The sequence below is a fragment of the Mesobacillus jeotgali genome, assembly GCF_014856545.2.
Lineage (GTDB): Bacteria > Bacillota > Bacilli > Bacillales > Cytobacillaceae > Mesobacillus.
The window spans coordinates 2,104,237-2,129,015 of the sequence record NZ_CP109811.1; the positions used below are offsets into that span (position 1 = coordinate 2,104,237).

The 24,779-nt window shown below is 41.7% G+C and carries 25 protein-coding genes; 19 read left to right on the plus strand and 6 right to left on the minus strand.

Features of this window, described 5'->3' with window-relative positions; translation table 11 throughout:
- Positions 1-324: 324 nt before the first annotated feature.
- Positions 325-669: a hypothetical protein gene (locus FOF60_RS10585; RefSeq protein WP_192472426.1), complete on the plus strand. Its 345-nt coding sequence runs from the start codon at positions 325-327 to the stop codon at positions 667-669.
- 962 nt (positions 670-1,631) lie between these two features.
- Positions 1,632-1,847, plus strand: a complete 216-nt coding sequence (locus FOF60_RS10590) for a hypothetical protein (RefSeq protein ID WP_192472427.1) — start codon at positions 1,632-1,634, stop codon at positions 1,845-1,847.
- A 55-nt stretch (positions 1,848-1,902) separates the two neighbouring features.
- Here the strand turns inward: FOF60_RS10590 and FOF60_RS10595 are convergent, their stop codons facing one another.
- The gene (locus FOF60_RS10595; RefSeq protein ID WP_192472428.1) at positions 1,903-2,841 is read right to left on the minus strand and encodes an endonuclease I family protein; all 939 of its coding nucleotides are present in this window, start codon (positions 2,839-2,841) and stop codon (positions 1,903-1,905) included.
- 124 nt (positions 2,842-2,965) lie between these two features.
- Positions 2,966-4,012: an NAD(P)/FAD-dependent oxidoreductase gene (locus FOF60_RS10600; protein ID WP_192472429.1), complete on the minus strand. Its 1,047-nt coding sequence runs from the start codon at positions 4,010-4,012 to the stop codon at positions 2,966-2,968.
- Between the two features lie 181 nt (positions 4,013-4,193).
- Between FOF60_RS10600 and FOF60_RS10605 the strand changes: the two genes are divergently transcribed.
- From FOF60_RS10605 to FOF60_RS10685, 17 genes are all read left to right on the plus strand, one after another.
- A complete protein-coding gene (locus FOF60_RS10605; protein ID WP_192472430.1) occupies positions 4,194-5,039 on the plus strand; it encodes an ABC transporter ATP-binding protein in 846 nt (281 codons plus the stop codon).
- Complete coding sequence (locus FOF60_RS10610) at positions 4,990-5,910, plus strand: iron-hydroxamate ABC transporter substrate-binding protein (RefSeq protein ID WP_192472431.1); 921 nt, start codon at positions 4,990-4,992, stop codon at positions 5,908-5,910. The genes FOF60_RS10605 and FOF60_RS10610 overlap by 50 nt, the downstream gene beginning before the upstream one ends.
- A 64-nt stretch (positions 5,911-5,974) precedes the next feature.
- Positions 5,975-6,982 (plus strand): FecCD family ABC transporter permease, encoded by a 1,008-nt coding sequence (locus tag FOF60_RS10615; protein WP_192472432.1) that lies wholly within the window; start codon positions 5,975-5,977, stop codon positions 6,980-6,982.
- The gene (locus FOF60_RS10620; RefSeq protein WP_192472433.1) at positions 6,979-7,986 is read left to right on the plus strand and encodes a FecCD family ABC transporter permease; all 1,008 of its coding nucleotides are present in this window, start codon (positions 6,979-6,981) and stop codon (positions 7,984-7,986) included. Before FOF60_RS10615 ends, FOF60_RS10620 begins: the two co-directional genes overlap by 4 nt.
- Positions 7,987-8,278: 292 nt before the next feature.
- Entirely contained in the window at positions 8,279-9,298 is a 1,020-nt protein-coding gene (locus tag FOF60_RS10625) for an STAS domain-containing protein (RefSeq protein ID WP_192472434.1), read from the plus strand.
- A gap of 140 nt (positions 9,299-9,438) precedes the next feature.
- Entirely contained in the window at positions 9,439-9,864 is a 426-nt protein-coding gene (locus FOF60_RS10630) for a DMT family transporter (RefSeq protein ID WP_192472435.1), read from the plus strand.
- A 24-nt stretch (positions 9,865-9,888) separates the two neighbouring features.
- Positions 9,889-10,587 carry a Crp/Fnr family transcriptional regulator gene (locus FOF60_RS10635; RefSeq protein ID WP_192472436.1) on the plus strand — a complete coding sequence of 233 codons (699 nt, stop codon included), beginning with the start codon at positions 9,889-9,891 and terminating at the stop codon, positions 10,585-10,587.
- Between the two features lie 18 nt (positions 10,588-10,605).
- Positions 10,606-11,100: a DMT family transporter gene (locus tag FOF60_RS10640; protein ID WP_192472437.1), complete on the plus strand. Its 495-nt coding sequence runs from the start codon at positions 10,606-10,608 to the stop codon at positions 11,098-11,100.
- A 131-nt stretch (positions 11,101-11,231) separates the two neighbouring features.
- Positions 11,232-12,059, plus strand: coding sequence for an STAS domain-containing protein (locus FOF60_RS10645; RefSeq protein WP_192472438.1), 828 nt, complete (start codon positions 11,232-11,234; stop codon positions 12,057-12,059).
- A 372-nt stretch (positions 12,060-12,431) separates the two neighbouring features.
- Positions 12,432-14,468: a transglycosylase domain-containing protein gene (locus tag FOF60_RS10650; RefSeq protein WP_264647672.1), complete on the plus strand. Its 2,037-nt coding sequence runs from the start codon at positions 12,432-12,434 to the stop codon at positions 14,466-14,468.
- A gap of 169 nt (positions 14,469-14,637) precedes the next feature.
- A complete protein-coding gene (locus FOF60_RS10655; protein WP_192472440.1) occupies positions 14,638-15,138 on the plus strand; it encodes a hypothetical protein in 501 nt (166 codons plus the stop codon).
- Positions 15,139-15,323: 185 nt separating this feature from the next.
- Positions 15,324-16,340 (plus strand): DUF3231 family protein, encoded by a 1,017-nt coding sequence (locus FOF60_RS10660; protein WP_192472441.1) that lies wholly within the window; start codon positions 15,324-15,326, stop codon positions 16,338-16,340.
- Positions 16,341-16,533: 193 nt separating this feature from the next.
- A complete protein-coding gene (locus FOF60_RS10665) occupies positions 16,534-17,268 on the plus strand; it encodes a phosphatase PAP2 family protein (RefSeq protein ID WP_225650267.1) in 735 nt (244 codons plus the stop codon).
- A 220-nt stretch (positions 17,269-17,488) separates the two neighbouring features.
- Positions 17,489-17,584, plus strand: a complete 96-nt coding sequence (locus FOF60_RS10670; RefSeq protein ID WP_225650269.1) for a putative holin-like toxin — start codon at positions 17,489-17,491, stop codon at positions 17,582-17,584.
- 520 nt (positions 17,585-18,104) lie between these two features.
- Positions 18,105-18,629 carry a ribonuclease H-like YkuK family protein gene (locus tag FOF60_RS10675; RefSeq protein WP_192472442.1) on the plus strand — a complete coding sequence of 175 codons (525 nt, stop codon included), beginning with the start codon at positions 18,105-18,107 and terminating at the stop codon, positions 18,627-18,629.
- Positions 18,630-18,658: 29 nt separating this feature from the next.
- Complete coding sequence (locus tag FOF60_RS10680; RefSeq protein ID WP_192472443.1) at positions 18,659-18,853, plus strand: hypothetical protein; 195 nt, start codon at positions 18,659-18,661, stop codon at positions 18,851-18,853.
- 295 nt (positions 18,854-19,148) lie between these two features.
- Entirely contained in the window at positions 19,149-19,931 is a 783-nt protein-coding gene (locus FOF60_RS10685) for a GNAT family N-acetyltransferase (RefSeq protein ID WP_192472444.1), read from the plus strand.
- A 67-nt stretch (positions 19,932-19,998) separates the two neighbouring features.
- Here the strand turns inward: FOF60_RS10685 and FOF60_RS10690 are convergent, their stop codons facing one another.
- From FOF60_RS10690 to FOF60_RS10705, 4 genes are read right to left on the minus strand one after another with little or no spacing between them, the layout of a single operon-like run.
- Positions 19,999-20,394: a hypothetical protein gene (locus tag FOF60_RS10690; RefSeq protein WP_192472445.1), complete on the minus strand. Its 396-nt coding sequence runs from the start codon at positions 20,392-20,394 to the stop codon at positions 19,999-20,001.
- Positions 20,395-20,397: 3 nt separating this feature from the next.
- A complete protein-coding gene (locus tag FOF60_RS10695) occupies positions 20,398-21,792 on the minus strand; it encodes a sensor histidine kinase (RefSeq protein ID WP_192472446.1) in 1,395 nt (464 codons plus the stop codon).
- On the minus strand, positions 21,789-22,460 hold the full coding sequence (locus FOF60_RS10700) for a response regulator transcription factor (protein WP_192472447.1): 672 nt from the start codon (positions 22,458-22,460) through the stop codon (positions 21,789-21,791). Before FOF60_RS10700 ends, FOF60_RS10695 begins: the two co-directional genes overlap by 4 nt.
- Positions 22,461-22,508: 48 nt before the next feature.
- Positions 22,509-24,629 carry an MMPL family transporter gene (locus tag FOF60_RS10705; RefSeq protein ID WP_192472448.1) on the minus strand — a complete coding sequence of 707 codons (2,121 nt, stop codon included), beginning with the start codon at positions 24,627-24,629 and terminating at the stop codon, positions 22,509-22,511.
- Positions 24,630-24,779 lie beyond the last annotated feature (150 nt).

The following is a 24,779-nucleotide window of genomic DNA, read 5'->3' on the forward strand; positions in this document are numbered from 1 at the left end:
TGATATTTGCCTTTATTTACATAGTGTATAAAGTGATACGTAAGCCGTAATTGCTTTAGGAAAAAACATAAAAGATAAAACAAATCTGAATGTCAAGTTAAACATTAAAAATCAAAAGGGTGAAGAGATAAAGAGTGTGAAAGTAATATCTGAAAGACGCAATGAATGGAGCTTTGTTTTCACATCTGGGGACCTTTAAGTGGATATCAGGGAATGAAGTGGCACTCATCAATGCTGGGAAAACGAAACAATGGACTGTTAAAGTTTAATATTCCTATGGGTTATTGTACTTTTATGGTGGTATGTTAGATGGGAGATTTTTTTATGAAGAAGTGGGTTGTCCCAATTTTGATCATTTTTTTTGCAATGATTTATATCTATCAACAGAATCCAATGGTTACAGGACAAGCTATAGTCCACTCAGTTGAACTTTTACAAAAGTCATCAGAAGAATGGGGAGATTCTACTCCTACCCTGGATTTGAGCGAGTTAGAAGGACTCCCACCTGATAGCGTTGAAGCAACACTAAATTCAAGGCAGGGACTTTGGTATAAACTCTTAAATAGAAAGCAATGGGAGGTCAATATAAAATTAAAAGGTCATGAACCAACAGTTGTTTTCGATGCAACCACTGGCAAATTGATTGGCCTTTATGGACCCTTGAATTAAATATAAAACCCGAATTAATCATTTGAAAGCGGGAGAATTTACCACTTTATTTAAAATCTAATAAGCATAATAATTAATCTTGCGAACAGATTTACATCTTAGGAATGATGTATTTAAATGGAATTAGTATTCATTTCAATTTTTTTAATAGTATTGGGTATAGTTTGTATATTGACGGCAATCTTCATTAAAAAAAAGGACCTTAAAGAGGTGGGTCCAGGTGTACCAACAAATGTTTTCGAGTTTTTCTTCCTGATAATTTTCATGCTATTCCCATCAATAGTAAAGAGAATATTGATATTCATATTGGGATTAGGATTTATAGCAGGAGCCTTTTTCCTGTTAACCTCTTAATTCATTAATAAACAAGATGATGCGTTGATCCAAGAAGGATTGACGTTTTTTTTGTTACCTTTTTAGTTGAAGGAACTTGTGCCCGTACAAAGGATTGGAATTAGGAATCAGGGTAACAAGATAGGTGAACTTATGCCCATGAAAGACCGGAAATAGGAATCACGGTAACAAGATGGAGGAACTTGTACCCGTGAAGGAGGGAAATCAGGAATCACGGTAACAAGATGGAGGAACTTGTGCCCGTGAAAGACCGGAATTAAGATTCACGGTAACAAGATGGGTGAACTTGTGCCCGTGAAAGAGGAAAATCAGGAATCACAGTAACAAGATAGCGAAACTTGTGCCCGTGAAAGAGGAAAATCAGGAATCACGGTAACAAGATGGCGAAACTTGTACCCGTGAAAGACCGGAAATAGGTTTCACGTTAACAAGATGGAGAAACTTGTGCCCGTGAAAGACCGGAATTAAGGTTCACGGTAACAAGTGTGGGGAACATGTGCCCAATTGGAGTATTTAACGAAATTTTCGGTAACAAGCCAGCAGGTCCTGTGTATATTGTCATGTTTTATTAAAATAGAAATAACTGCAGTGGCGGAGGGGGCACATCTATGGCGAAGCAAATCGTGTTTTTTGTTTTATCAGTAATCTTCTTGCTTATCTATATAAAAATCTTTGATTATATTTTCTTGTTAATCGAAGCAAGTCTGCTTCCGTATGGTCTACTTCTTTTTATCATTCAGATTTTTTTCTCCATCGTTTTTCTCTTTCCAGCCTCGATCGTGACCACGAGGAAAATCTTTGATGTTATTGAAAATCAGCAGTAACTTAATAAGAAACGAATACATACAAAAAGCTGAACCAGATCATGTTGGTTCAGCTTTACCATGGGAAATCAATCTTCTTCGCCAACTCCGGAAAATCAATAAACGGATTGCGGTTTCCCTGGATATAATAGATGGCCTGGTTCCGGTGCTTTTCATAAAGGGTGGGCGGGAACTCTTCATTCCAGCGGGCGAGCAGCGTGATGTCGACCTTCTTTTTGAATTCTTTTTTTACTCTTTTCGGATATCTCAGGAAAAAATAAAGCATCGCCCGGGCGGAAGCTCCTTTGCCATGCTCAGGTTCAAACTCGAATCCTGTCGTGACGCCGCAGTTATTCTGAATCGGTTCATTTTCCGATTCAGGGTTATAAAAATCAAAGTCGGCAAACGGGTAGTTGGAACGGGAGATGTTGCAATCAGGTTCGCAGACAAACAGGTGATGCAGGTCGCCCTTCATCGGTTCAGCGCCCTCGAACCAGGACTGGGGCACAATGTGCTCGGTGTTCATTTTAAAATGATCCTCAAATACCTTCAATTCCTTGATTGAATCAAAGCCATTCACCTGGATTTTCCGGGAACGCCTTCTAAACTCATCATACTTCTCTCTTAGTGTTTCATTATCCTCAATAAGCAATGACTCAGGATTCTTCATCTGGCTGGAATAGATACTCTTAGCAGATCCATCAGGATATAAATCGACCCAGGTGTACAAATACAAATCCTTGGCCAGGAAGTAGGGGAGCTGGTTTTTATGGGACTGGAATATGATCGTATGGAATTTATAAAACAGAGCCAGACCGGACAAGTCCAGATCCTGAGCACCGCGGTAATAATTCTTGATATCCAGCTCATCCTGATCAGGGTCATAATATAGCTGCTGATTACTTTGGATGTCGCGGCGATTCTCCTTCAGGATCGTCAGCAGCTTTTTCAGGTCGAGTGAATCGTATTTATGGTCCCATCGTTCCTGTTGCCGTAGTTTTTTATATTTTGACATAACGAACTCCTCATTCTCGTCATCGTATCCCTATTTTACCCTTTAAAAGATTGTCCTTCAAAGACATTGGAGATAAAAATGCCCGAACAAGAAGTCGTACCGAGATTTCCTTTTAACATAAGTCTCAATTGATTAACTCAAGAATCATTTCCTTGTTTCTCTCTGAAAATACTTTATTGTGAGATGACACCATTGCAGAATGGGAGGCTGCCGGTTCGATGAACTGTTTAGCCTTATTGACCGCATTGGCTGCATCCTGGAATGTGCCGGCAATCAAATTCAATTTGCCTTCATGTTTTAAAATATCTCCTGCAGCAAACATACCAGGTACGGATGTTTCGCTCGTAGGAGTCCCATCAATGTAAAAGCCATCAATCATCCTTGGTTCCAGCTCGCTTTTCTCGAGCAAGGAAGCATCCTGATCAAATCCATGGTTGACCAGAACATCATCAACAGGAAGGTGGAGAACTTCATCGGTAGACTGATTGGTTATTTCGACTTCAGCAATGGATGTCCGGCTTTCATCTGCAATTAAATTGGTAAGGCAAGATTGGAATACACATTCCACAGTGCTGTTCATCAGTTGGGTCACTTGTGATTCATGGCCGGAGAAACATTCTCTCCTGTGCACCAGATAGATCTTTTTTGCAACCGGTTCTAACGCATTGGCCCAGTCGATGGCCGAATTGCCTCCGCCAGAAATGACAACTGTACGATTTTTGAAATACTTAAGAGAATTAACCATGTAGTGGAGGTTTGATACCTCGAATTTTTCGGCACCTTCAAGCTTCAGCTTTTGGGGCTTCAGGATTCCACTACCAATGGCAACGATGACTGATTTTGAATAATGGATTTTTCCAGAAGCAGCTTTTATCAAAAATGTATCCTGTTCCTTGCTTATGGATTCAATTTTTTCATTCAAGACAACTTCTGGGTTAAACGTCATCGCTTGTTCTTTCAACTGTTTAATCAAATTTGCGCCTGTAATAGGGCCGATGCCGCCTACATCCCAGATCACTTTTTCCGGATAGACATGAATCTTCCCACCAAGGTCTGACTGCGCCTCAATGATCTTAGTCTTCATTTCACGCAAGCCAGCATAAAAAGCTGAATATAATCCGGCAGGCCCGCCGCCAATAATCGTAATGTCATAGATTTCAATGTTATCCATCGGAAACACTCCTCAATTGTGTTGTGTAAATCGTGAATGTATACGGTACCAAAATGGTGTGAAAATGAATAGTTCACAAATCTGTCATTGACTGAATAAAATAATAGCTTTATAGTATTCATTGTAACCGACACTGATAATCATTATCAACGAGAAATTGAAAAACTTTGGAGGAATGATGATGGTCCGCTTATACACAGACCAATTAAAAGTGGGATATGGGGAACGGACAATCGTGAATGACCTGACTTTGGAAATCCCTGATCAGCAAATCACAATTATCATCGGCCCTAATGGGTGCGGAAAATCGACTTTGTTGAAATCGATGTCACGAATCATTCCGCATCAATCTGGCTCTATATTCTTGGATGGGTCAAGTATCTCAAAAGAAGATACGAAAACCCTGGCAAGAAAGATGGCTATTCTTCCCCAGACCCCCGAAAGCGCAGCCGGCCTGACGGTAGGGGAATTAGTCTCATATGGACGTTTTCCTTATCAAAAGGGGTTCGGAAGGCTGACGAAAAAGGATATCGAAACCATTGATTGGGCCCTTGAAGTAACGGGAACGGCGAGTTACAAATACGAGCCTGTCGATTCATTATCCGGCGGACAGCGACAGCGTGTATGGATCGCCCTCGCCCTTGCACAGGAAACAGAAATGATTTTCCTTGATGAACCGACCACCTATCTGGATATGGCACATCAGCTTGAAATCCTTGAGCTGCTGCAAAAGCTGAACAAAGAGCAGGGCCGGACAATCGTGATGGTGCTTCATGACTTAAACCATGCCGCAAGATTTGCCGACCACCTGGTTGCCTTAAAAGCCGGTAGCATCGTGAAAACGGGATCAAGTGTAGAGGTCATCAAAAAGGAAGTACTCAGGGAAGTTTTCCAGATTGACGCTGAAATCGGGAAAGATCCGCGTACGAATAAACCAATTTGCATCACGTACAACTTACTAAAAGGAGAAGAAGACAATGAAGAAATTACTTATGCCATTCCTGCTTATGCTGGTGCTTGTTCTTAGTGCTTGCGGCGGAGAAGAAAAGCAAGAAAATTCTGGTGGGAAAAAGGAAGAAGATAAGCCTCAAACAATTACCTATGAGTCTGAAAATGGCCCAGTTGAAGTACCTGCGGATCCAGAGAGAGTCATCGTTCTTTCTTCCTTTGCCGGAAATGTCATGGCTCTAGATGTGCCAATCGTGGGAGTTGACTCATGGTCAAAAATGAATCCGCGCTTTGAAAAATTGCAGGAAGTCGAAGAAGTGACAGATGAAAACCTTGAGAAGATCATTGAACTAAATCCAGATCTGATCATTGGTCTATCAAATATCAAGAATGTCGATAAGCTAAAAGAAATTGCGCCAACTGTTACTTTTACCTACGGAAAGCTAGGTTATCTTGAGCAGCATTTGGAAATCGGCAAGGTTTTAAATAAAGAAAAAGAAGCCCAGGAGTGGATCGATAACTTTAAGGCTGACTCAAAAGCTGCAGGTGAAGAAATCAAAGCTAAAATCGGTGCAGACGCAACTGTCTCTGTCATCGAAAACTTTGACAAAGAACTATACGTATTCGGTGATAACTGGGCGAGAGGAACAGAAATCCTGTATCAGGAAATGGGTCTCAACATGCCTGAAAAAGTAAAAGATGCGGCACTTGAGCCTGGTTACTATGCGATTTCGCCTGAAGTACTGTCTGAATACGCCGGTGATTATGTTGTATTCAGCAAGAATGCTGAGGGAGATACTTCCTTCCAGCAAACAGAGACTTATAAAAATATTCCTGCCGTAAAGAATAATCGTGTATTCGAAGTGAATGCGAAGGAATTCTATTTCAATGATCCTTTAACACTTGAATATCAGTTGGAATTCTTTAAAAAATCATTCTTGGAACAATAATAATGCAGCAGGAGGAATTCTTTTATGGAATTCCTCTTCTTGCTATCAGAAAGATGAGATGCAAATGATAAACCCAAACAGCTCGCTTCCCATGCTCATAAAGTTCGTTGCAGGTGTACTCGTCCTGGCTGCCAGTTTCATGACGGCAATGGTTTTCGGGGCGGCTGACACGACCATCAAAGAGATTTGGCTGGCGCTTACTTCGACAGTTAAAACAGATACCATCACCATGATCAGGGAAATCCGCCTGCCTCGGGAGGTTGGCGCCATTTTCGTCGGCGCTGCCCTTTCGGTAGCGGGTGCAATCATGCAGGGCTTGACGAGAAACCCGCTCGCTGATCCGGGACTGCTTGGGCTCACGGCTGGTGCCAATGCTGCACTTGCTTTGATTATGGCGCTCAGTCCTGGAGCTGGTTATCTTGCCATCACGATTGCTTGTTTTATCGGGGCAGCAGTTGGTGTCATGCTTGTTTTTGGTATTGGCGCGTTAAAAAAAGGCGGATTCTCTCCGCTACGGATCGTATTGGCCGGAGCTGCGGTCTCGGCTTTTTTGTTCGCAGTAGCCGAAGGAATCGGCCTCTATTTTAAAATTTCAAAAGATGTCTCGATGTGGACAGCCGGAGGCCTGATGGGAACTTCATGGACACAGCTGAAAATCATCGTGCCTTTCATTCTGATTGGTATGCTGGTTGCTTTTTACCTGTCGAGGCAATTGACGATTTTGAGCTTGTCTGAAGAAGTAGCAGTGGGACTTGGGCAAAAGACTAACTTAATTAAATTGGTATTATTCATTGTTATTGTTTTGCTGGCAGGGTCAGCTGTGGCTCTAGTTGGGAACATGGCCTTTATCGGACTGATGGTCCCGCATATTGTCAGGATGATTGTCGGCACAGATTATCGATTTGTCCTGCCGATGTCTGCCTTATTCGGAGCTTCGTTCATGCTGATTGCAGATACACTCGGCCGGACAATCAATGCTCCTTATGAAACACCAATTTATGCGATCATTTCCATTCTCGGATTGCCGTTCTTCCTGTTCATCGTCCGTAAAGGGGGGAAGAGCTTCACATGATCCATCCATCCATTATTAAGAAACAAAGAATCATAGTTGCGACTTTATTCATTTTAATTGTGTTAACCATGGCTGCTAGTCTTGGCCTTGGTTATTCTTCCGTTTCGTATGACCGGATTTTGCCAACGTTATTCGGAAATGGCACTTTTAAAGAAGAGTTTGTCTTGTTTGAAATTAGACTTCCCAGGATCATTGTAACGCTCCTTGCAGGAATGGCACTAGCCATTTCGGGGGCGATTTTACAAGGATTGACCCGCAATGATCTGGCAGATCCGGGAATCATCGGCATCAATTCAGGAGCAGGCCTGGGAATTGCCGTATTCTTTCTCTTCTTCCCAATTGATGCAGCATCGTTTGCCTATATGCTGCCATTGGTTGCGTTTGCTGGTGCTTTGCTGACGGCTGTTCTCATTTACTTATTTTCTTATAAAAAGGGAATCGGGCTTCAGCCTGTAAGACTGATTCTTGTAGGAATCGGGTTTTCGATGGCACTATCCGGAGCAATGATTGTCATTATTTCCGCAGCGGAAAGACAAAAAGTTGACTTTATCGCCCGCTGGCTTGCCGGCAATATCTGGGGAACAGACTGGCCGTTTATTTGGGCGCTTTTGCCATGGTTGATCATCCTTATTCCTTTTACGCTCTATAAAGCAAACAGATTAAACCTGTTAAGCCTGAGCGATCCTGTCGCGATCGGTGTAGGTGTATCGATTGAAAAGGAAAGGGTCATCCTGCTTTTGACAGCCGTAGCCCTGGCAGCTTCTGCCGTGTCGGTAACAGGCGGAATCGCCTTTATCGGATTGATGGCTCCTCATCTCGCAAAAGCGCTGATCGGTCCTAGAAACCAATTGTTCTTGCCAATTGCAATATTGATTGGGGGATGGCTATTGCTGTTCGCTGACACCATTGGCCGCAATGTCCTTGAACCTGAAGGAATCCCGGCTGGAATCATGACTGCATTAATTGGGGCACCTTATTTTGTGTACTTGCTTTTACGAAAATAGATAAACATGCTGTCGGGCAATTCTGCCGGCAGCTTTTTTATTTCCGCAAGATGGGAAAGGTTCAAATGCAATAAGTATTAATCTAAGGAGTATAATTTCTTGGGAGTGTTGGTACTTGTGAGAAGATAAAATGTGTAATCGTCTGGCCATAAGGATTAACTTCTTCTATGAATTTTAGGCAATTGAAGTAAAGAAAAGTTCCATTGCCCCAGATTTTTAGACCATTAGATTGGAATTTCATATTTCTTTCAGATAGAATTGAACTAATTCACAATATTAAGGGAGTCTTATAATGGTCAATTCTAACCATCAGATAAAAGTGAACAAAAATGAGTTTGTTTGGAACAGCCAGGAGGGGGAGCTGACATTCGATGGTGCTCCTGCTTTGCTTTTTTGGGATTCAGCGATCGAGCTGTTTTTAAATACGATTGAGGAAATTTCCGGGAGTGATGTATCGAAGACCGTCTATGAAGTTACCGGGTTTCGTATGGGGAAGCTTGTGAGCTCCTATTACGAAGGCAGAACAGACGTGGTCCAGCTGTTGAGTGAATATAGTGATATATACAAAAGTGCTGGTTGGGGAGTCGCTGAGATTCAAGAGTACTCTTATGAAGAGAAACGTGCTGTCGTAAGAATACGGAACAGCTGGGAACATCGAATCTTTAAAATGACTGGTAAAAATGAGGCTGGTGTCCTGCTTCCAAGTCATTGGGCAGGTATTTTTAGCGGGCTTTTCAAGCAGGATATGTGGTATAAAATGGTGAAAAGCCAGCAGGAAGGCCATGAATATGATGAGGTGGAGATTTTCCCTTCATCCGTGACTATTTCGCAAAACATCCATGAGCTAGCCAGAAAGAAAGAACAGGAAAGTATCATAGAACTGGAGCAAAAAGTAGAAGCACGAACGAAAGAGCTTAACTCTCTCGTTCAGGAGCTTAGCTCTCCAGTCATCCCAGTCTTGAATGGGATTCTGGTCATACCGCTGATTGGACAATATAACGAAGAGCGGATCAGCAGCATGATGGAAAAAGCCTTAGTTGAACTCACGAGGCTGAAGGCAAAATACTTATTGATCGATTTAACTGGTATAAAGCATGTTGATCCTTACACGATCCATGGTATTCAAAAGCTGATCCAATCTGTTCGCCTGATTGGCGGCCAATGCTTTATCGTCGGAGTATCCGCGGAACTTAGCATCCAAATCTTAAGTTCAAACGTGAACCTTGAGCACATTCAATCCTTTTCGAGTCTGCAGCAGGGCGTGGAATATGCCATCCAGCAGAATGGATATGAAATGGTTAAAAAGCAATAATTAGTACCAGCTGGACCGGGAAATTACTGGTCCAGCTTTTTGCTGGAATGAAACTTTTTTCGTTTTAGGACATATGTCCTTCCCGAGCAGGTTCGTTGTGTCATTTAATTATTACAAACATAAGGTTTGGGGAGAGAGAAATGAAAGGTTTGATTTTTGCTTTATTAGGGGGAGCTTTTATTACGCTGCAGGGTGTAGCCAATGCGAGAATCAGCCAGGATATTGGTACATGGCAGACAGCTTCGCTTACACAGTTTACCGGATTTTTGACTGCATTGTTGGTCTTGATTTTTTTCACAAAGGGACAGTGGCAGGGATTAAGGAAAGTGAAGCCTCTATATTTGATTGGCGGGCTGTTTGGAGCAATTGTTGTCTTTGGAAACGTAAAGGCGATCCATTACATTGGTGTAACATTAACGGTTTCTGCAATGTTGATTGCCCAGCTGGGAATGACCTTCTTGATTGACCGCAACGGATGGTTCGAGGTAAAAAAGCAAAAAATGAGGGTGCCTCAGCTGGTTGGTATTACAATGATGATAGTCGGCGTGGTCATCCTGGGCTGGTAATCGAAAAAAGGCAGGGAAAGCTGTATGACAGAAATCAATGCAACTGAACAGATAGAAAGGTATTTGCGGTCTTACAAGGTTGAAACATTATTTACGGACGAAATCATCCCTTACTTAAACTTATTCGAATTTGAAAAAGGCGAACAGATTTGCTCACAGGGTGAGCCTGTTGAGTACCTATATATATTGGTTAAGGGGAAAGTGAAGATTTTCACCACTTCAGAAGAGGGCAAGACATTGATTCTTTCCTTTAAAACTCCAATAGAAGTCATTGGTGATATTGAATATGTGCAGGAAATCGACACGATCAATACGGTTGAGGCTGTTTCTTCGGTTGTCATGATCGGAGTCCGGCAAACTGTAGTGCGAAGATTTCTAAAAGACCACTCACCATTCCTGCAATTTTTGTTAAAAATCATTGCGAGGAAATTCTATATCAAATCCCAATTCATGCGCCATAACATCCTCTACCCGGTGGAAACCCGGTTAGCGAGCTATCTCGTGTCTGTCGCTTATGATGAAAACGAAGCGCTCGTCAATGGGAAGGTCAGTACATCGAACCTGACCGATATTGCCAATTTAATTGGAACCAGCTATCGGCATCTTAATAGAGTCATTAAAGATTTCTGTATAAAAGGCATGGTGGAGCGGAATAACGGAGCAATCGTAATCAAGGATCTTGAGGGATTGAAGTCCCTGGCTAAGGAAGATCTTTATGAGTAAAAATTTGGAGGAAATACTATGCTATTAGGCTTACTATTTGCGATAATTGCCGGCACGCTTGTTGGCATGCAGAATATTTTTAACAGCAAGGTCAATGAAAAAGCGGGCTCATGGACGACTACGACATTAGTATTGGGGCTGGGTTTTCTAGCATCCTTCATACTTGGCCTGTTTTTTGAAGGTGGTCGAATGTTCGATCTGCAGCAAATGAAAGGTTGGTACTGGTTCAGTGGCTTGCTCGGAATCGGGGTCATTGCTGGCTTAGTACAGGCGATAAAATTCCTTGGACCGACCTTTGCAATATCCATTGTATTGACTTCACAGCTTGGGTTCGCATTATTGTTGGATTCATTAGGCTGGATGGGATTGGAGAAGGTGCCTTTTACATGGCAGCAATTGCTTGGAGTACTTGTTATAACAGCAGGAGTGATCGTCTTTAAATGGAGCGAAGGTAGTGAAGAAAAGGTTGATGTTATCACTTCCGAGCTCAATAAAAAAGCTGAAGTATCATAAGGGACAATCTTTCGCGGCAGCTCGCTAACTGCCGTTTTTTTATGTTTGGTGTGGTTAAAATTATATGTAAGCACTTAAACGTGGTATAATCTTAAAAAACAAAAAAGGAACATTTTATAGGAGCTGAATTTGTGAATTCCATCGAAAGATTTTCTAAATACCTCATCGATCATGCAGAGACGATCAGTAAGGAAATTACAGATTATAATGTGAAAAAGCTTGAAATCACTCTGCCTGAAGAAATCATCCAGCAATCAATAAACACAAACAAAGCTCTTATGGAATTTCTCGGTGAAACACTGAACCTATCTAAAGAAACAGTGGCAGAGAAATTTATTGAGTGGTATAAAGTTCGACAAGCAAACAGACGCGAATATCAATTCAGCCATGAAGAACTCGCGAGTATCCTCAAGCCATATGGAGAAACTAGGCTGCAGCTTATTGAAATGATGACGAAATTTTCAATCGGAGAGGGGCTTTCCACAGAAGAAGTTGTATTCGTCAATAACCGACTCAGCTACCTGCTTGATTTGGGTATTACGGAAACAATGATAGAGCGGGAAATGCTTGCTATTGAAGAGAACAAAATGAATCAAAAGATGATTACAGAGCTGTCATCCCCGATTGTTCCGCTCGCAGAGGACATGGCCATCCTGCCATTGATCGGCGAATTCGATTACGAACGCAGCGACCATATCATGACACATGTAATTCCAAAGATCAGTGAACTCAGAATCAAAAACCTGATTATCGACTTTTCTGGAATTGCGATGATTGATGCAGAAATTGCAGCGAGAATTTTCAATATCAATAAAGTCCTGAGATTGATTGGGATCGAGACGATGCTGACAGGCATTCGCCCTGAACTCGCAGTAGATGTCATCAACACAGGTGTCGATTTCTCTAGGTTGAACACCTATGGAACCGTGCAGCAGGCGATATTGGCTCATGAAAAATAAATAAGACAGGAAAACACGGCAGTTTGACTTGATTACTGCCGTGCTTTTTTGTGATGTTAGTCATTCGAGAATACTAATCCCATTTTTTCATTTTGATCAAGAAATATTTGTTATCAACATTTATTTTGGATAAAAAAATAAAATGTTGTAGTGCTCTTGGATATATATATAGCAATGAGTTGGCAAGGAATAAACTCACTTTTGCAGCAGGTATATGAACATTAGAAGATAAGGTGGTTAACAACAGTGGGAAGAGCGGAGAGAAGGCGGCAAAGGCAGTCGTCAAGCAGGATATGGAGCGAATTTAATACAAAAAGTACGAAGTATAAAATTTTTGGTATTGGTATCGGTTTGCTCCTTTTGGGGCTTCTTGTGCTAAATATTTTGATTTGGACCAGTGACGTCAGCAAGCTTGAAGATCCGGCTCCACAGCCGACGATCATTTATGATCAAAATGATGCTATAGCAAGCAAGGTGGCCGTTTCAAACATTGAAGGAGTAAGCATCGACCAAATTCCGGAACATCTGATACATGCTGTCATTTCTACGGAGGACCAAAGATTTTATAAGCATGATGGAATTAACTATTTTGCGATCGCTAAAGCCTTCATGCAAAATACGTTAGAAGGAGAAATTGTTGCTGGGGGCAGCACTCTGACCCAGCAGCTGGCGAAAAATGCTTTTTTAACACAGGAACGCACTTATACAAGGAAATTTAAAGAACTGATTTTTACGAAAAAAATCGAACGAAAATACTCCAAAGAAGAAATTATGGAACGGTACTTAAACCAGATTTATTTTGGTGAAGGCGCTTGGGGCATACAGCGGGCAGCACAAACGTACTTTGGCAAGGATGTTAGTGAATTGACTTTAGGTGAATCAGCGATGATTGCAGGTTTGATTAAAGCTCCCTCGCATTTATCTCCTTTCAAAGACATGGATAAGTCTGTTGAGCGGAGAGATATCGTTTTATCGTTAATGGAAAGTGAAGGATATATCAGTCAAAAGGAGCTGGAAGAAGCGAAGGAACAGCAAATTGTCCTGCAAGGCAAGAAGATTGATGAGTATAAAGGAAAATACCCTTATTACGTTGACCATATTATTGAAGAAGCAATAAAGAAGTATGGCCTTACTGAAAACGAAATTCTATCTGGCGGTCTGCGAATTTATACTGAAATGAATCCTGAAATACAGGCTGCCGTTGAAGAAGTCTATAAGGATAATAGTATGTTTCCAGCCAGCAAATCAGATCAGCTGGTCCAGAGTGGAGCCGTTTTTATCACTCCACAGACAGGCGGGATAGCAGCGATTGTTGGCGGCAGAGGAGAACATACCTTTCGCGGGTTTAATCGTGCAACACAGCTGAAGCGGCAGCCGGGTTCTGCTATGAAGCCTTTGGCCGTATATACGCCTGCATTGGAGCAAGGCTACGATATGTTTGATGTGCTGAAGGATTCTCCTATTAATATAGATGGATATCAGCCAATGAATTATGATAAGCAGTTCCGTGGAGAGGTTACCATGTACGATGCGATGGTGAACTCCTATAATGTACCGCCCGTCTGGCTTCTTGACAAAATGGGGATTAAGTATGGAATCAATGCAGTAGAACGTTTTGGGATTGAATTAGAGGAAAAGGACCATAAGCTCGGATTGGCACTGGGCGGAATGGATAAAGGAGTATCTCCATTATTAATGGCACAAGCCTTTTCTGCTTATCCTAATAAGGGGACGATGGTGCAGGCCCATTCCATTAAACGAATAGAGGATGCTGAAGGAAACCTTATTGGCAGATGGAATAATAACGCAATCAGAGTAACGGATGAGAAGGTTGCTGATAAAATAACTTACATGCTTCGAGGGGCTGTCCAGGAAGGTACAGGCAAAAATGCAGGAGTCGATGGCTGGGAAATTGCCGGTAAAACAGGAACAACAGAAACTCCTTTTGGGAATAACGAGGGAACCAAGGATCACTGGTTCGTTGGATACTCACCCGAAATTGTCGGAGCTGTCTGGATGGGCTATGACAAGACAGATGAAAAGCACTATTTAACAGAATCAAGCAGCTCCACGGTTACAATTTTATTTAAAGAAATCTTCTCCAAGTCTATTAATCAATTTTCGCAAAATCAATTTAGTTTGGCTTCGATCGAAAAGCAGATTAATGACCAGAAGAAAAAGGAAGAGGAGAGAAGGGAAGAAGATAAGAAGAAGAGAGAGAAAGAGGAGGATAAGCGAGAGAAAGAACAGGAAAAGAAAGGGAAGAAGCGAGACGAAGAAGAAAAGAAGAGAGAGAAAGAGGATGAGAAACGCGAGGAAGAAGAAGAGAAGCGAGAGAAGGAACAAGAAAAGAGAGAGAAGGAAGAGGAGAAAAAGCGGGAGAAAGAAGAAAAAAAAGATGACGATTAGAAGCAAAGGGTTGCGAACCCTTTGCTTTTTTGGAGAAATGCGGGAGAGTCCATGTTGAAAAAACCATTGCAACAAAAGTATTGGTCTATCACATACTTCTGAAAAATAAATTCATCTAAACGGAACTTTTTTACATATTTGTTCGTATTAGGTAATGAGGTGAAAATTATTGAATTATAGACTAACATTGTCATTGTCTCTGCTTTTATCATGCGTTCTTTTGTTTGTCACAGGCTGCTTTGCAACTGATAAGCCATTATCTAAGGATCCGAACATCACGGCCCTTCAGACAGTTTTAGAGCATCAGTTCACGGGACCGGACCCTGAATTTATTGAGGGATCGGACAATATCGAAAAACTTGAACAATATTATGAAAAACGGTATAAGCCCTATTTTACAGAAGAAAGGTACAATAGCTTCATTTCTACCTCAGCTTACCAATATATCCTTGTCGCTCTTAATAATGATAAGCAAATAAAGATGGATAAAGTAAAGGTTGAAAAGGATGAAGATACTTACACCTTTAAAATGACCGTATTGTACGGCAAGGAAGATAGCAGTCAAAATTCTGCTGAGGTTACAGGCAGAGCTAAATTCAACAATGAAGGCAAAATCACTAGTATTCAATACTTGAATGATGATGGATTGTCTGAAAAGTTGAGTAACTAAAGAAGGAAGTCTGTAATATGAATCACAGAGTGAGGTGCACTGTAATGAGTGCATCTCTTGTTTTGATTAAATTTCTTTAGATACGAACTATAGAGACTGCTGCTCCTTATAACTGTGTAACGAATACATACTAAAGGTAATTCATGGGGAAAGTATTTTTAGTATATCTTTCGTGGAGGTTACTTATGGAGGGAAAAGGAAACCAGATCAGGCTGACAGCAGGTGAGATTGCTCAACTTTGGATTCAATACTTAAATGATAGCGCCAGCATATGCGTTCTTTCGTATTTTTTAGAAAAAGCTGAGGATGAAGAAATTAAGCCTTTAATTCAATTTTCCTTAGAGTTATCTCAATCACATATTCAAAAAATCACGACGATTTTAACAGAGGAAAAAAATGTCGTTCCTTATGGTTTTAGTATAAAAGAGGATGTTGACTTAACTGCTCCCAGGCTTTATTCAGACGGCTTTGTACTAAATTTTCTAAACCAGATGGCTAAGGTTGGACTTACATCCTATGCTGGCAGTGTATCAGCATCAGTAAGAGACGATATAAAAACCTATTATATGGACTGCCTTACCGAAACGATGAATTTATATAAAAAATCAACTGATTTATTATTGTCAAAAGGATTGTTTTTCAGGTCTCCCAGTATGCCTAATTTAGAAAAGGTTGAATTTGTGAAAAAGCAATGGTTTATTTTAGATGTGTTTGGCGAGAAAAGACCTTTGATAGCAGCAGAAGTAGATCATTTATTTGCTAACCTCCAAAGAAACGCATTGGGAGTTGCTACACTTACTGGATTCAGTCAGGTTGCACAAAATAAAGATGTGAAGCAATTCTTTTTAAAAGGGTTAGAAATTGGGAATAAACATATAAAATTATTCAGGGCTAAGTTAGAGGAAAGTAAACTCCCTGCTCCTATGGGTTGGGATTCAGAAATAACAAATAGTACATCGTATACATTTTCTGATAAACTTATGATGTTCTTTACATCTGGTTTGATATCTTTGAGCGTGGGCTTTTACGGTACAGCCACCAGTCAAAGTCCCAGAGGTGATATTGGGGCGATGTATAACAGGCTATCAATGGAAGTTCAGATGTATTCTGAAGATGGAGCTAATATTATGATTAAAAATGGCTGGTTGGAACAGCCGCCAATGGCATCGGATAGAGACGAATTAGTAAGGCGAAAAAATTAATTGTAGAACGTTTCAAAGTCCTTCTGTTGTTTGCATAAGGACTTTTTTTGTGTTTTTCAGGATTTTGCAAGTATGTACGGAAGGTACTACTAATTATACTTTTAAACCAATTACGATTAGTTTTTTGTGTTTGCCACAATTTCAAGAAGGGAACTTCTATTATGTAGGTAGTAATGGGAGGGACGCAGGTTATATGATGGTAAACAAAACAAAGGCGAAAAACGTGGTCCTTCCAATCCTTTTGGTTGCTGCAGGCTTAGGAATATCGATTGCCTTTCTCTACTTATTTGCTGAGCTGGCGGAAGAAATGCTGGAATCCGAGGTTAAAAGGTTTGATGAAAGCATTATTCAATTCTTTTATCATATAGAAAATGATGTGTTAGATATGATCTTGTTTATTTTTACTGAGTTGGGTTCCGTCTGGTTCCTATCCATTTTCTCGATCATAATCATTTCATTCCTATGGATTAAAAAGAAAGACAAATGGAGCATCCTCTTTTTCATTATCGGCATAGGCGGTGGAGGCCTCCTGACCAAACTGTTGAAATACTATTATGGAAGGGAACGCCCTTCAATCGATGAAACTATTGACGCCATCGGCTACAGTTTTCCAAGCGGCCATTCCATGGGGTCTTTGATATTTTACGGATTCCTGAGTTATTTACTGTTCCGTTCCAGCCTCCGAAAAACAATCAAGTGGATGGCACTTTGCATATGTGGTGTGCTGATTATATTCATTGGAATCAGCAGGATTTATCTAGGAGCCCACTATCCAAGTGACGTCATCGCCGGCTATCTGGCAGGAGGCATTTGGCTTATCCTCTGTATTCTTGCGTTAGAATATGTAAAGTGGAGGAGTGCTTTGCAACGAAAACCGATAAAGGCATTTAAGGAGTTTATTGGGAAGCAGTTGAGCAGCAGGGTTTAGGAGACAGGAAGGTACAAGTGCTAGAAATTATCCGAAGTAGATGAAACTTCAGACAAGATCAGCTGAAAAAGCAGAAGGTTGTTCAAATCTATTACAACCTCCGAGAAAACACACTAATAGATATGCGAACATACATTCTCGTGGTATACTTATATTTGTACAGCAAATGCGGGGTGGGCAGCGGCCATTCCTCACTTTCTTAGGAAAGGGGGTGCCGCTGATGGTTACGTACGAAGCAATGAACATGATGATTAGTTTTGCCACATTAGTCATTGCCGTAATCGCATTAGGTATTTCTGCAAACAAAAAGAAATGACCTACCCTGCAACGCCCATTGTTTGAGTAGATCATTTCTTATTCACACTAATGGCCGCTGCACTTCAAGCAGCTTGCTGTTCGTTGAGTTTCCGGTTGCCACCGGAAGCTCTTTTTTAATATATGGACTATATAGTTATATTATAAACATTTTTAAAGCGAAAAGTAAATATTATGGCTTTAACCTGCCGCGATAAGGTGATCATTTTCGGCAGTCAGGTAGGGTATTTCTGTAATTAAAAAGAAATGACCTACCCTGCGCCACCAAATGTTTGAGTAGGTCATTTCTTATTCAACCTATGGCCGCTGTACTTCAAGCAGCTTGATGTACATTGAGTTTCCGGTTGCGGCCGGAAGATCTGTTATATTTATAATATACAATTTTTAATCCTGAAAGGTAAATATCTCGAACGACATGCTTGATTATGGAATCACGTTAGAAAAAAGCAGAAATGCTGATAACCACCTTTGTTGTAGCATATAAATGAGTACAACTATTCTGCTAATGGCAGGTGGATGAAATGAAATTTCAAAAAGGTTTTCAGAATTTGTCAAAGCGGAATATGAATTTTGAGGAGGTCTTCCAGCATATCCTGTCGTTCATTAAAGTGCAGCCAAATGGCAATCACAGATTGATCATTGGCACGGACTCTCAAGTACATAGTTCGTACACTCGTTTCATCACTGGAGTTGTGATACAACGGGAAGGCAAAGGTGTATGGGCATGTTACCGGTCCGTTGATCTAGCAAGGAGAATTGAAACCTTACAGGAGAAGATTTCGTTGGAAACTAACTTCACTCAGGAAGTTGCCTGCATGTTCACTCCGCAAAAGCAAAAACAAATAATCGATCTAATGATTCCATATGTCGAAAAAGGGGCCAATTTCAAAATGGTAGGGCATTTGGACTTGGGACGAGGAACGAAAAACAAAACCAGAATATATGTAAATGAAATGATTAAGCGAATCGAATCAGTCGGGCTAGAAGCACAGATCAAGCCTGATTCATTTGTTGCCTCAAGCTATGCGAACAGGTATACAAAATAGGCGAAGAACCTGCTGCCGGAAGAAAAAACATGTTAGAACCAGATGTAACTGAAGAGTCTGATGTAGTAGTTACGAATAAATTCAAGAAGCAAAGGATGCTCCTTTGCTTTTTGAGTGTGACAGGTTTGCCGGAGCAGAGGCCGAAGCTGTCAAGAAAAGCTTGTTATTGTGACAGTTTTGCTGGAGCCGAGGCTAAAGTTGTTAAGAAAAGCTTGTTATTGTGACAGGTTTGAAGATACAGAGGCTTAAGCTGTCAAGAAAAGCATGTTATTGTGACAGGTTTGCTGGATAAGAGGTCAAAGCTATCAAGAAAAGCTCGTTATTGTGACAGGTTTGCCGGAAAAGAAGCTAAAGCTGTCAAGAAACTGCTGGCATTTCGAAAAAATGAATGAATCAGCCAGCCGACGAACTACTAGAACAGGAGATTAGTTGCTAGTGTATGTACAGTTACGTTAAATAATAGAACAACTCCTGAACTTGGATATATATGCTAAAATATGACTGAGGGGAATGAGATACATGTTAGATAGAATACTAGAGTTGGAATTTTTATATCTTGCTACCTTAACAACTCGTCACGACAGGGATTGGGGTTTTCTATTTTTAAATGAGAATCAGCCTGTATATTATGATGCGAATCATGCACATATTCGCAAACCAGTGGATCATACAGAAAAAGTGGTCGATGAAGTCATATCCTTTTATCAGTCAAAGAATATTATTCCGCGGTTTTACTTATACAATCCCGCTAAACAACCTGCTTTACTGCGCGAATTAAAATCAAAAGGGTTTAAATATGAGGAATTAGTTACGCCTGTACAATTATGGGATCAGAAAGTGGTTAACCTTGAAGACAATGATACTATTACAATTGAAGAAGTGACAGAAGCAAACTATCAAGAGGCGTTAGAGATCGAATGCAGCATTAAAGAGATTGGCGGCCGCGAAGTCAGAGAAAAAGCACTAAAGGATGAGTTTGATCATCCCGCTTACCAGCACTTTTTGTTAAGGTACAATGGTGTTGCCTGTTCCACTGCCTGTATCTTCGCTCACAGAAGCCAAGCTCGCATGGAAAGTGTAGCGACTCTAAAGGAATACCGGGGAAAAGGATTAATAGGATATATCATTCAACATATTCAGCATGAAGTACAAAAACAGGGTTTTGAAAACCTATGGGTATTTCCTATTAACGAAAGGGTAGAAAAGGTATATAACCGCTATGGCTTTGATACCGTCATGAAACTTACGACAGGACATGCCTTTTTGGGAGGAAAAAGCATTACGGAAATTCAAAATGGTTAACTTCCATGCAAAAAGAAATGACCTACTCACAGATTAGTAGGTCATTTCTTATTGAATCGGTCTCATTCTAATTTCCTGTTTTTTCGATAAAAAAAGTAACAACAACGAATAAAATAAACGCGACCAGCAGCAGTGAGCCGCCGACGATGAACAGGACCATCACTAAAGTTTCATCCAGGTTGAAGGGGTTGATATTGTACATCCACATCCCGATGGTGAGTCCGAGAGAACCGATCATGCCTGTTATCGAATGAATGGCTACTAGTTTTTTAGATTTGATTTGATAGTTTTTGTAAAAGATTCCCCAGGCGAATACGGATAGCCAGCCGACTAACAGGATGTGGGCATGGATCGGGCGCATGGCATAGTCGCCAGCACCCGCCATATGTGAGCCCATGAATGTTCCAATGAGTCCAAAGATCGCTGCAAATCGTATAAGTCGAATACTCCAAATTTGTTCCATTTTTTATTCCTCCGTCTGTTTTTCTATAGGGAGCTTTATTGTAAAAGTAGTACCTTTTTGAATCTCGCTCTCCACTTCTATTTTTCCATTGTGTAATTCAATAATATGTTTGACAATCGACAGGCCCAAACCTGTTCTATCTTTCTTTCGTGCGGCGTCGACACGGTAAAAGCGTTCAAAGATTTTTGAAGCTTGTTCCTCGTTCATGCCGATCCCGGTGTCCTTGAAAGTGACCGTGACAAGGTCGTCGTTTCCGGTAATCTGGATAAAAATACTGCCGCCGTTTTGATTGTATTTAATTGCATTCGTGAGCAGGTTGTCCCAGATTGTCATTAATAGCTCGGGATCAGCGAGAATCGGGGTAGGGGGTAGATGATAGGAGATGTCAATCTCCTTTTCCTCCAGCCGCCATTGATGCCTTCTGACCGTATCCTTGATTTGTGTGTCAATCCTTGTGACGCCAAGCTTCATTGGATACGATTTCTGATCCAGTGAGGTAAGAAGCAGCAGCTGCTTCGTCAAATTGGACAGCCGTTTCGATTCCTGGTCGATAATATCGACATATTCAAGGTGCTCCCCATCGAGCGCCTGAGTTTTTAAAAGCTCCGCATAACCCTGGATATTCATCAATGGTGACTGAAAATCATGCGATACATTATTGATGAAGGACTTCCGAGCTTCATCATTGTGCTGCAATTGAACCTGCATCCTGCTGAAGCTTTCGGCAAGCTGGCCGATTTCATCGCTTCGATGGATGTTCAAGGGGTAATTGAAGTTTTCTCTGGTGATTTCCCTTGTGGCTTCTGTAAGCTTGGTGATCGGCTGGATTAGGTGTTTGGCAAACCAAATGACACCGCTGATACTGACGATTGAAATCGCGACGAAAAACCAGGCGAAGATGACATGGACATCGGAAAATAACAATTTGTTATTTGGTCTCAGGTACAAGCCATAGTCCTCGTCGTCTATCGTGAACGGAACGCCGACAGTATTATCCAGCTGATTCGAAAAATGGCTCATCATCATCCAAGGAGAGGGTGAATTGTCCATTCCGTGATAGATTTTCTTATCCTTAACAACTTTCAAAGCCTCATCCGGGAGGGTCTTTTTCGAAAAAGGTTCTCCAAAGAAGAATTCCTCCCCCGATTCACTCAGCACATAAAGTTGATAGCCCAGTTTGCTGATTGAGTCCAGATAGCCCGTGAAACTTATATGGGTTGTCGAGTGCATTTGCTCAAGACTCGACGCAACCTCTTCAGCAACCTTTACATTCTGTAAGTCAATCCGTTCTCTTGTCGAGGTCATGTAGACCCAATTGGCCAAAATGAAGGCAATCACGATACTGATTCCCAGAATGAGAAGGGTTGCGATGATGAATTTCCGGTACAATGTTTTCATTTCAATTCCTCGAGTCTGTAACCAATTCCGCGGATGGTCTGGATTTCAACTGAAGCTTGGTGCTTTTTCAGCCGGTCGCGAATACGGTTGATATGAGTATTAAGAGTTTGTTCACTGCCCTCATAGTCCGCACCCCAAGCCTGTTCAATCAATGACGCGCGGGGAGTGGTTTTATTCATCCGTGAGGCGAGAATACTCAGCAGCTCGAACTCCTTTAGCGGAAAAAGAATTGTTTCCTGATTGATTTCCACCTCAAAGCTGTTGCGGTCAATCTTCATATTCCCGGCGAGAATGATCGAATCGATGGCCCGCTGCATCCTCCGGAGGACAACGGCCACCCTGAATAAAAGCTCCTTCACTTCAAACGGTTTGACAATATAATCCTCGCTGCCTGACAGGAATCCTTCTTCTTTATCGCTTAACTGGCCTTTTGCGGTAAGGAGGATGACGGGAATCTCCCAGTCATCGGTCAAAATCTTTGTCAGTTCGAACCCGTTCATCCCAGGCATCATCACATCAACAATCGCCAGGTCTACATTCTGGTTTTCAAGCAATGTTAACGCCTCCTCGGCATCGTTTGCCCTGAAAACTTGATATCCTTCCTGGGTTAAATGGATGGTCACGAGCCTTTGAATATTAACATCATCATCGACAACCAAAATTCTCATACTTCAGCCTCCTAAAAGGGGAATGAGAGAGGAGGCCCTCTCCATTCCTTATTGAATCTCCGGACTGGTTTGCTTGTCTTTTTCAAAGAAAAGAATCAATGCGGGCAGCAGCATACCACGCACAAGGAAGGTATCGATCAGGATCCCAATCGCTACCATGAATCCGAAGATGAACAGATCAGCAATTGGCATCGTCGTCAGGGCTGCAAAGGTTGCTGCCAAAATGATCCCTGCGGATGAAATAACGCCGCCTGTATTGCGGATGGCGATTTCCAGTGCTTCTTTCACATTATGTTTCTCACGTTCCTCGATAAAGCGGGACGCTAAAATTATATTATAATCGATTCCGAGTGCGACGAGGAAAATGAATGCATAAACCGGCACACGGGTGCTGATGGCATCATACCCGAAAAGCACGTCAATCAGGAATACTCCTAGACCTAAAGCGGATACGTAGGAAAGCAAGATGGTTCCCATCATATAAATCGGCATTTTAAAGCGTCGAGTCAAGACAACAAGCAATCTAAGAATCAGAGCCGTTTCCAACAAAACGATTTTAATGATGTCACCATTACTATATTCGCGCTCATCGACCAGCTTTGGAGTGACGCCGCTATAAAACGCCTCAGCATCCAAACCTAAATCGTCAAGAATTTGTGGTGTTTTATTCTGCAAATCCTCCATATAGTCCATCGCCTCTACTGAGTATGGATTCATCGCGAGGGCAATGCTGAACCTGGCAGCTTCATTGTTATCAGTTATCCCTGATAAGCGGACAGAAGCAATCTGCTCTTCGTCCTGCAGTTTTTCGATAATCTTCATAGCATTTGCTTCTGTAAATGAGTTATCAGCTGCTATCAATAGTGTAGTAGGAGCTAGCTCACCTTTATCATATCTCTGTTCCACTATTTCATAGCCCACGCGTGATGGCAAATCCTCTGGGAAGCTTTTCACCATGTCGAATTCATATTCCAAATTGAAAACGTTCAGGGCAGTGACAATCAGGAATATTCCGACCAGACCTCCTGAAAGCCCTGGTTTGTTGACAACCAACCTGGCAATTGGTCCACAGACACCATGCTTAACCTCTGTTTCAACACCATACTCAGGTACCTTCGGCCAGAAAGCCTTGCGTCCGAATAAAGTGAATAATGCAGGCACCAATGTTACGGAAGCAATCATGATGAAGAACATCGCCGTTCCGAAAATTGGAGCAAAGTTCTGATAATCACGGAAATCAGCGAACAATAGCACAAGCATCGCAGCCAGCACCGTTCCGCCAGCAAAAAAGACCGGTTCACCTGTAGCACGCATTGCATGCTTCATCGCATCAAATTTATTTTCATAATGGTTCAGTTCTTCACGGAAACGCGAGAAAACAAATAAAGAATAATCAATAACGGCCGCGAAAAGCAGGATACTCATGATCGAGGTTGTCTGGTTATTGATTTCAAGTCCGCCTGCTCCCAAAAGGGCAACACTCTGGTTCACGACCTGATAGACAATGGCCGTCGCCAATAATGGAATGATGGCCAACAGCGGAGAACGGTAGATCACAATCAGCAGGACAAGGATGATTCCGACCGTTGCCAATAAAAGCACGAAATCCGCCCGCTCAAATAGCTTGATGGTATCACCAGAAATTCCTGCAGGACCCGTGATATAAAAAGCAGTGCTCTCAAGCTTGTCAGCAATTCCTGTGCCAATTTCCGTTGCCTTATCATTGATTTTTGCATACTCGTCATTGCCCAGCCCTTGTCCAAGTTCCATCGGGACAATCATCGTTGATTGGTCCTCGGATATAAATCCACTCAGCGCCTGCGGTGGAAGGGATCGAGTATCAACGATGTTCTCTATTCCTTCAATATCCTCTGAAATGATCCCATCCAGGATTTGATTCACTTCATCAAGATTAATGTCCCCACTCTCATTATGGAAGACGAGAATGCCAGGAGTACCCTGTTCACTCGGGAAAAATTCCTCTGTCTTTTGCTGCGCGATCATCGACTTTGCCTTATCAGGCAGCGATTGAAAATTGTTCACTTTGTAATCTCCCAGCTGCGGGCCTGCGCTTAAGCCTAGCATCAGCACCAGCCAGGCAATGATGGTAATCCACATTCCGCGTTTCGTTGAAACCCAGTCTGTGATGGAAAAAAGCATTTTCTTCATTTTTGTTGCCTCCTATGTTCATTACTGAAATCCAATCGATCCTTCAGCACTCTTTCCGGATAAATCCCAATTTCAGAATTCGGAATGAGCCCTGAACAATGAACATCATAAACTATGAAAATAAACACAACCTCAACTTTCAGTTACAAA

Excerpts from the sequence above, each read along its gene's own strand:
- FOF60_RS10695 (WP_192472446.1), bottom strand. The coding sequence starts at position 21,792 with ATGAAAACATTGTACCGGAAATTCATCATCGCAACCCTTCTCATTCTG.
- FOF60_RS10630 (WP_192472435.1), top strand. The coding sequence starts at position 9,439 with ATGAAAGGTTTGATTTTTGCTTTATTAGGGGGAGCTTTTATTACGCTG.
- FOF60_RS10705 (WP_192472448.1), bottom strand. The coding sequence starts at position 24,629 with ATGAAGAAAATGCTTTTTTCCATCACAGACTGGGTTTCAACGAAACGC.
- FOF60_RS10600 (WP_192472429.1), bottom strand. The coding sequence starts at position 4,012 with ATGGATAACATTGAAATCTATGACATTACGATTATTGGCGGCGGGCCT.
- FOF60_RS10680 (WP_192472443.1), top strand. The coding sequence starts at position 18,659 with ATGTTAGAACCAGATGTAACTGAAGAGTCTGATGTAGTAGTTACGAAT.
- FOF60_RS10625 (WP_192472434.1), top strand. The coding sequence starts at position 8,279 with ATGGTCAATTCTAACCATCAGATAAAAGTGAACAAAAATGAGTTTGTT.
- FOF60_RS10660 (WP_192472441.1), top strand. The coding sequence starts at position 15,324 with ATGGAGGGAAAAGGAAACCAGATCAGGCTGACAGCAGGTGAGATTGCT.
- FOF60_RS10690 (WP_192472445.1), bottom strand. The coding sequence starts at position 20,394 with ATGGAACAAATTTGGAGTATTCGACTTATACGATTTGCAGCGATCTTT.
- FOF60_RS10685 (WP_192472444.1), top strand. The coding sequence starts at position 19,149 with ATGTTAGATAGAATACTAGAGTTGGAATTTTTATATCTTGCTACCTTA.
- FOF60_RS10605 (WP_192472430.1), top strand. The coding sequence starts at position 4,194 with ATGGTCCGCTTATACACAGACCAATTAAAAGTGGGATATGGGGAACGG.
- FOF60_RS10665 (WP_225650267.1), top strand. The coding sequence starts at position 16,534 with ATGATGGTAAACAAAACAAAGGCGAAAAACGTGGTCCTTCCAATCCTT.
- FOF60_RS10640 (WP_192472437.1), top strand. The coding sequence starts at position 10,606 with ATGCTATTAGGCTTACTATTTGCGATAATTGCCGGCACGCTTGTTGGC.
- FOF60_RS10670 (WP_225650269.1), top strand. The coding sequence starts at position 17,489 with ATGGTTACGTACGAAGCAATGAACATGATGATTAGTTTTGCCACATTA.
- FOF60_RS10615 (WP_192472432.1), top strand. The coding sequence starts at position 5,975 with ATGATAAACCCAAACAGCTCGCTTCCCATGCTCATAAAGTTCGTTGCA.
- FOF60_RS10610 (WP_192472431.1), top strand. The coding sequence starts at position 4,990 with ATGAAGAAATTACTTATGCCATTCCTGCTTATGCTGGTGCTTGTTCTT.
- FOF60_RS10620 (WP_192472433.1), top strand. The coding sequence starts at position 6,979 with ATGATCCATCCATCCATTATTAAGAAACAAAGAATCATAGTTGCGACT.
- FOF60_RS10700 (WP_192472447.1), bottom strand. The coding sequence starts at position 22,460 with ATGAGAATTTTGGTTGTCGATGATGATGTTAATATTCAAAGGCTCGTG.
- FOF60_RS10585 (WP_192472426.1), top strand. The coding sequence starts at position 325 with ATGAAGAAGTGGGTTGTCCCAATTTTGATCATTTTTTTTGCAATGATT.
- FOF60_RS10590 (WP_192472427.1), top strand. The coding sequence starts at position 1,632 with ATGGCGAAGCAAATCGTGTTTTTTGTTTTATCAGTAATCTTCTTGCTT.
- FOF60_RS10675 (WP_192472442.1), top strand. The coding sequence starts at position 18,105 with ATGAAATTTCAAAAAGGTTTTCAGAATTTGTCAAAGCGGAATATGAAT.
- FOF60_RS10635 (WP_192472436.1), top strand. The coding sequence starts at position 9,889 with ATGACAGAAATCAATGCAACTGAACAGATAGAAAGGTATTTGCGGTCT.
- FOF60_RS10595 (WP_192472428.1), bottom strand. The coding sequence starts at position 2,841 with ATGTCAAAATATAAAAAACTACGGCAACAGGAACGATGGGACCATAAA.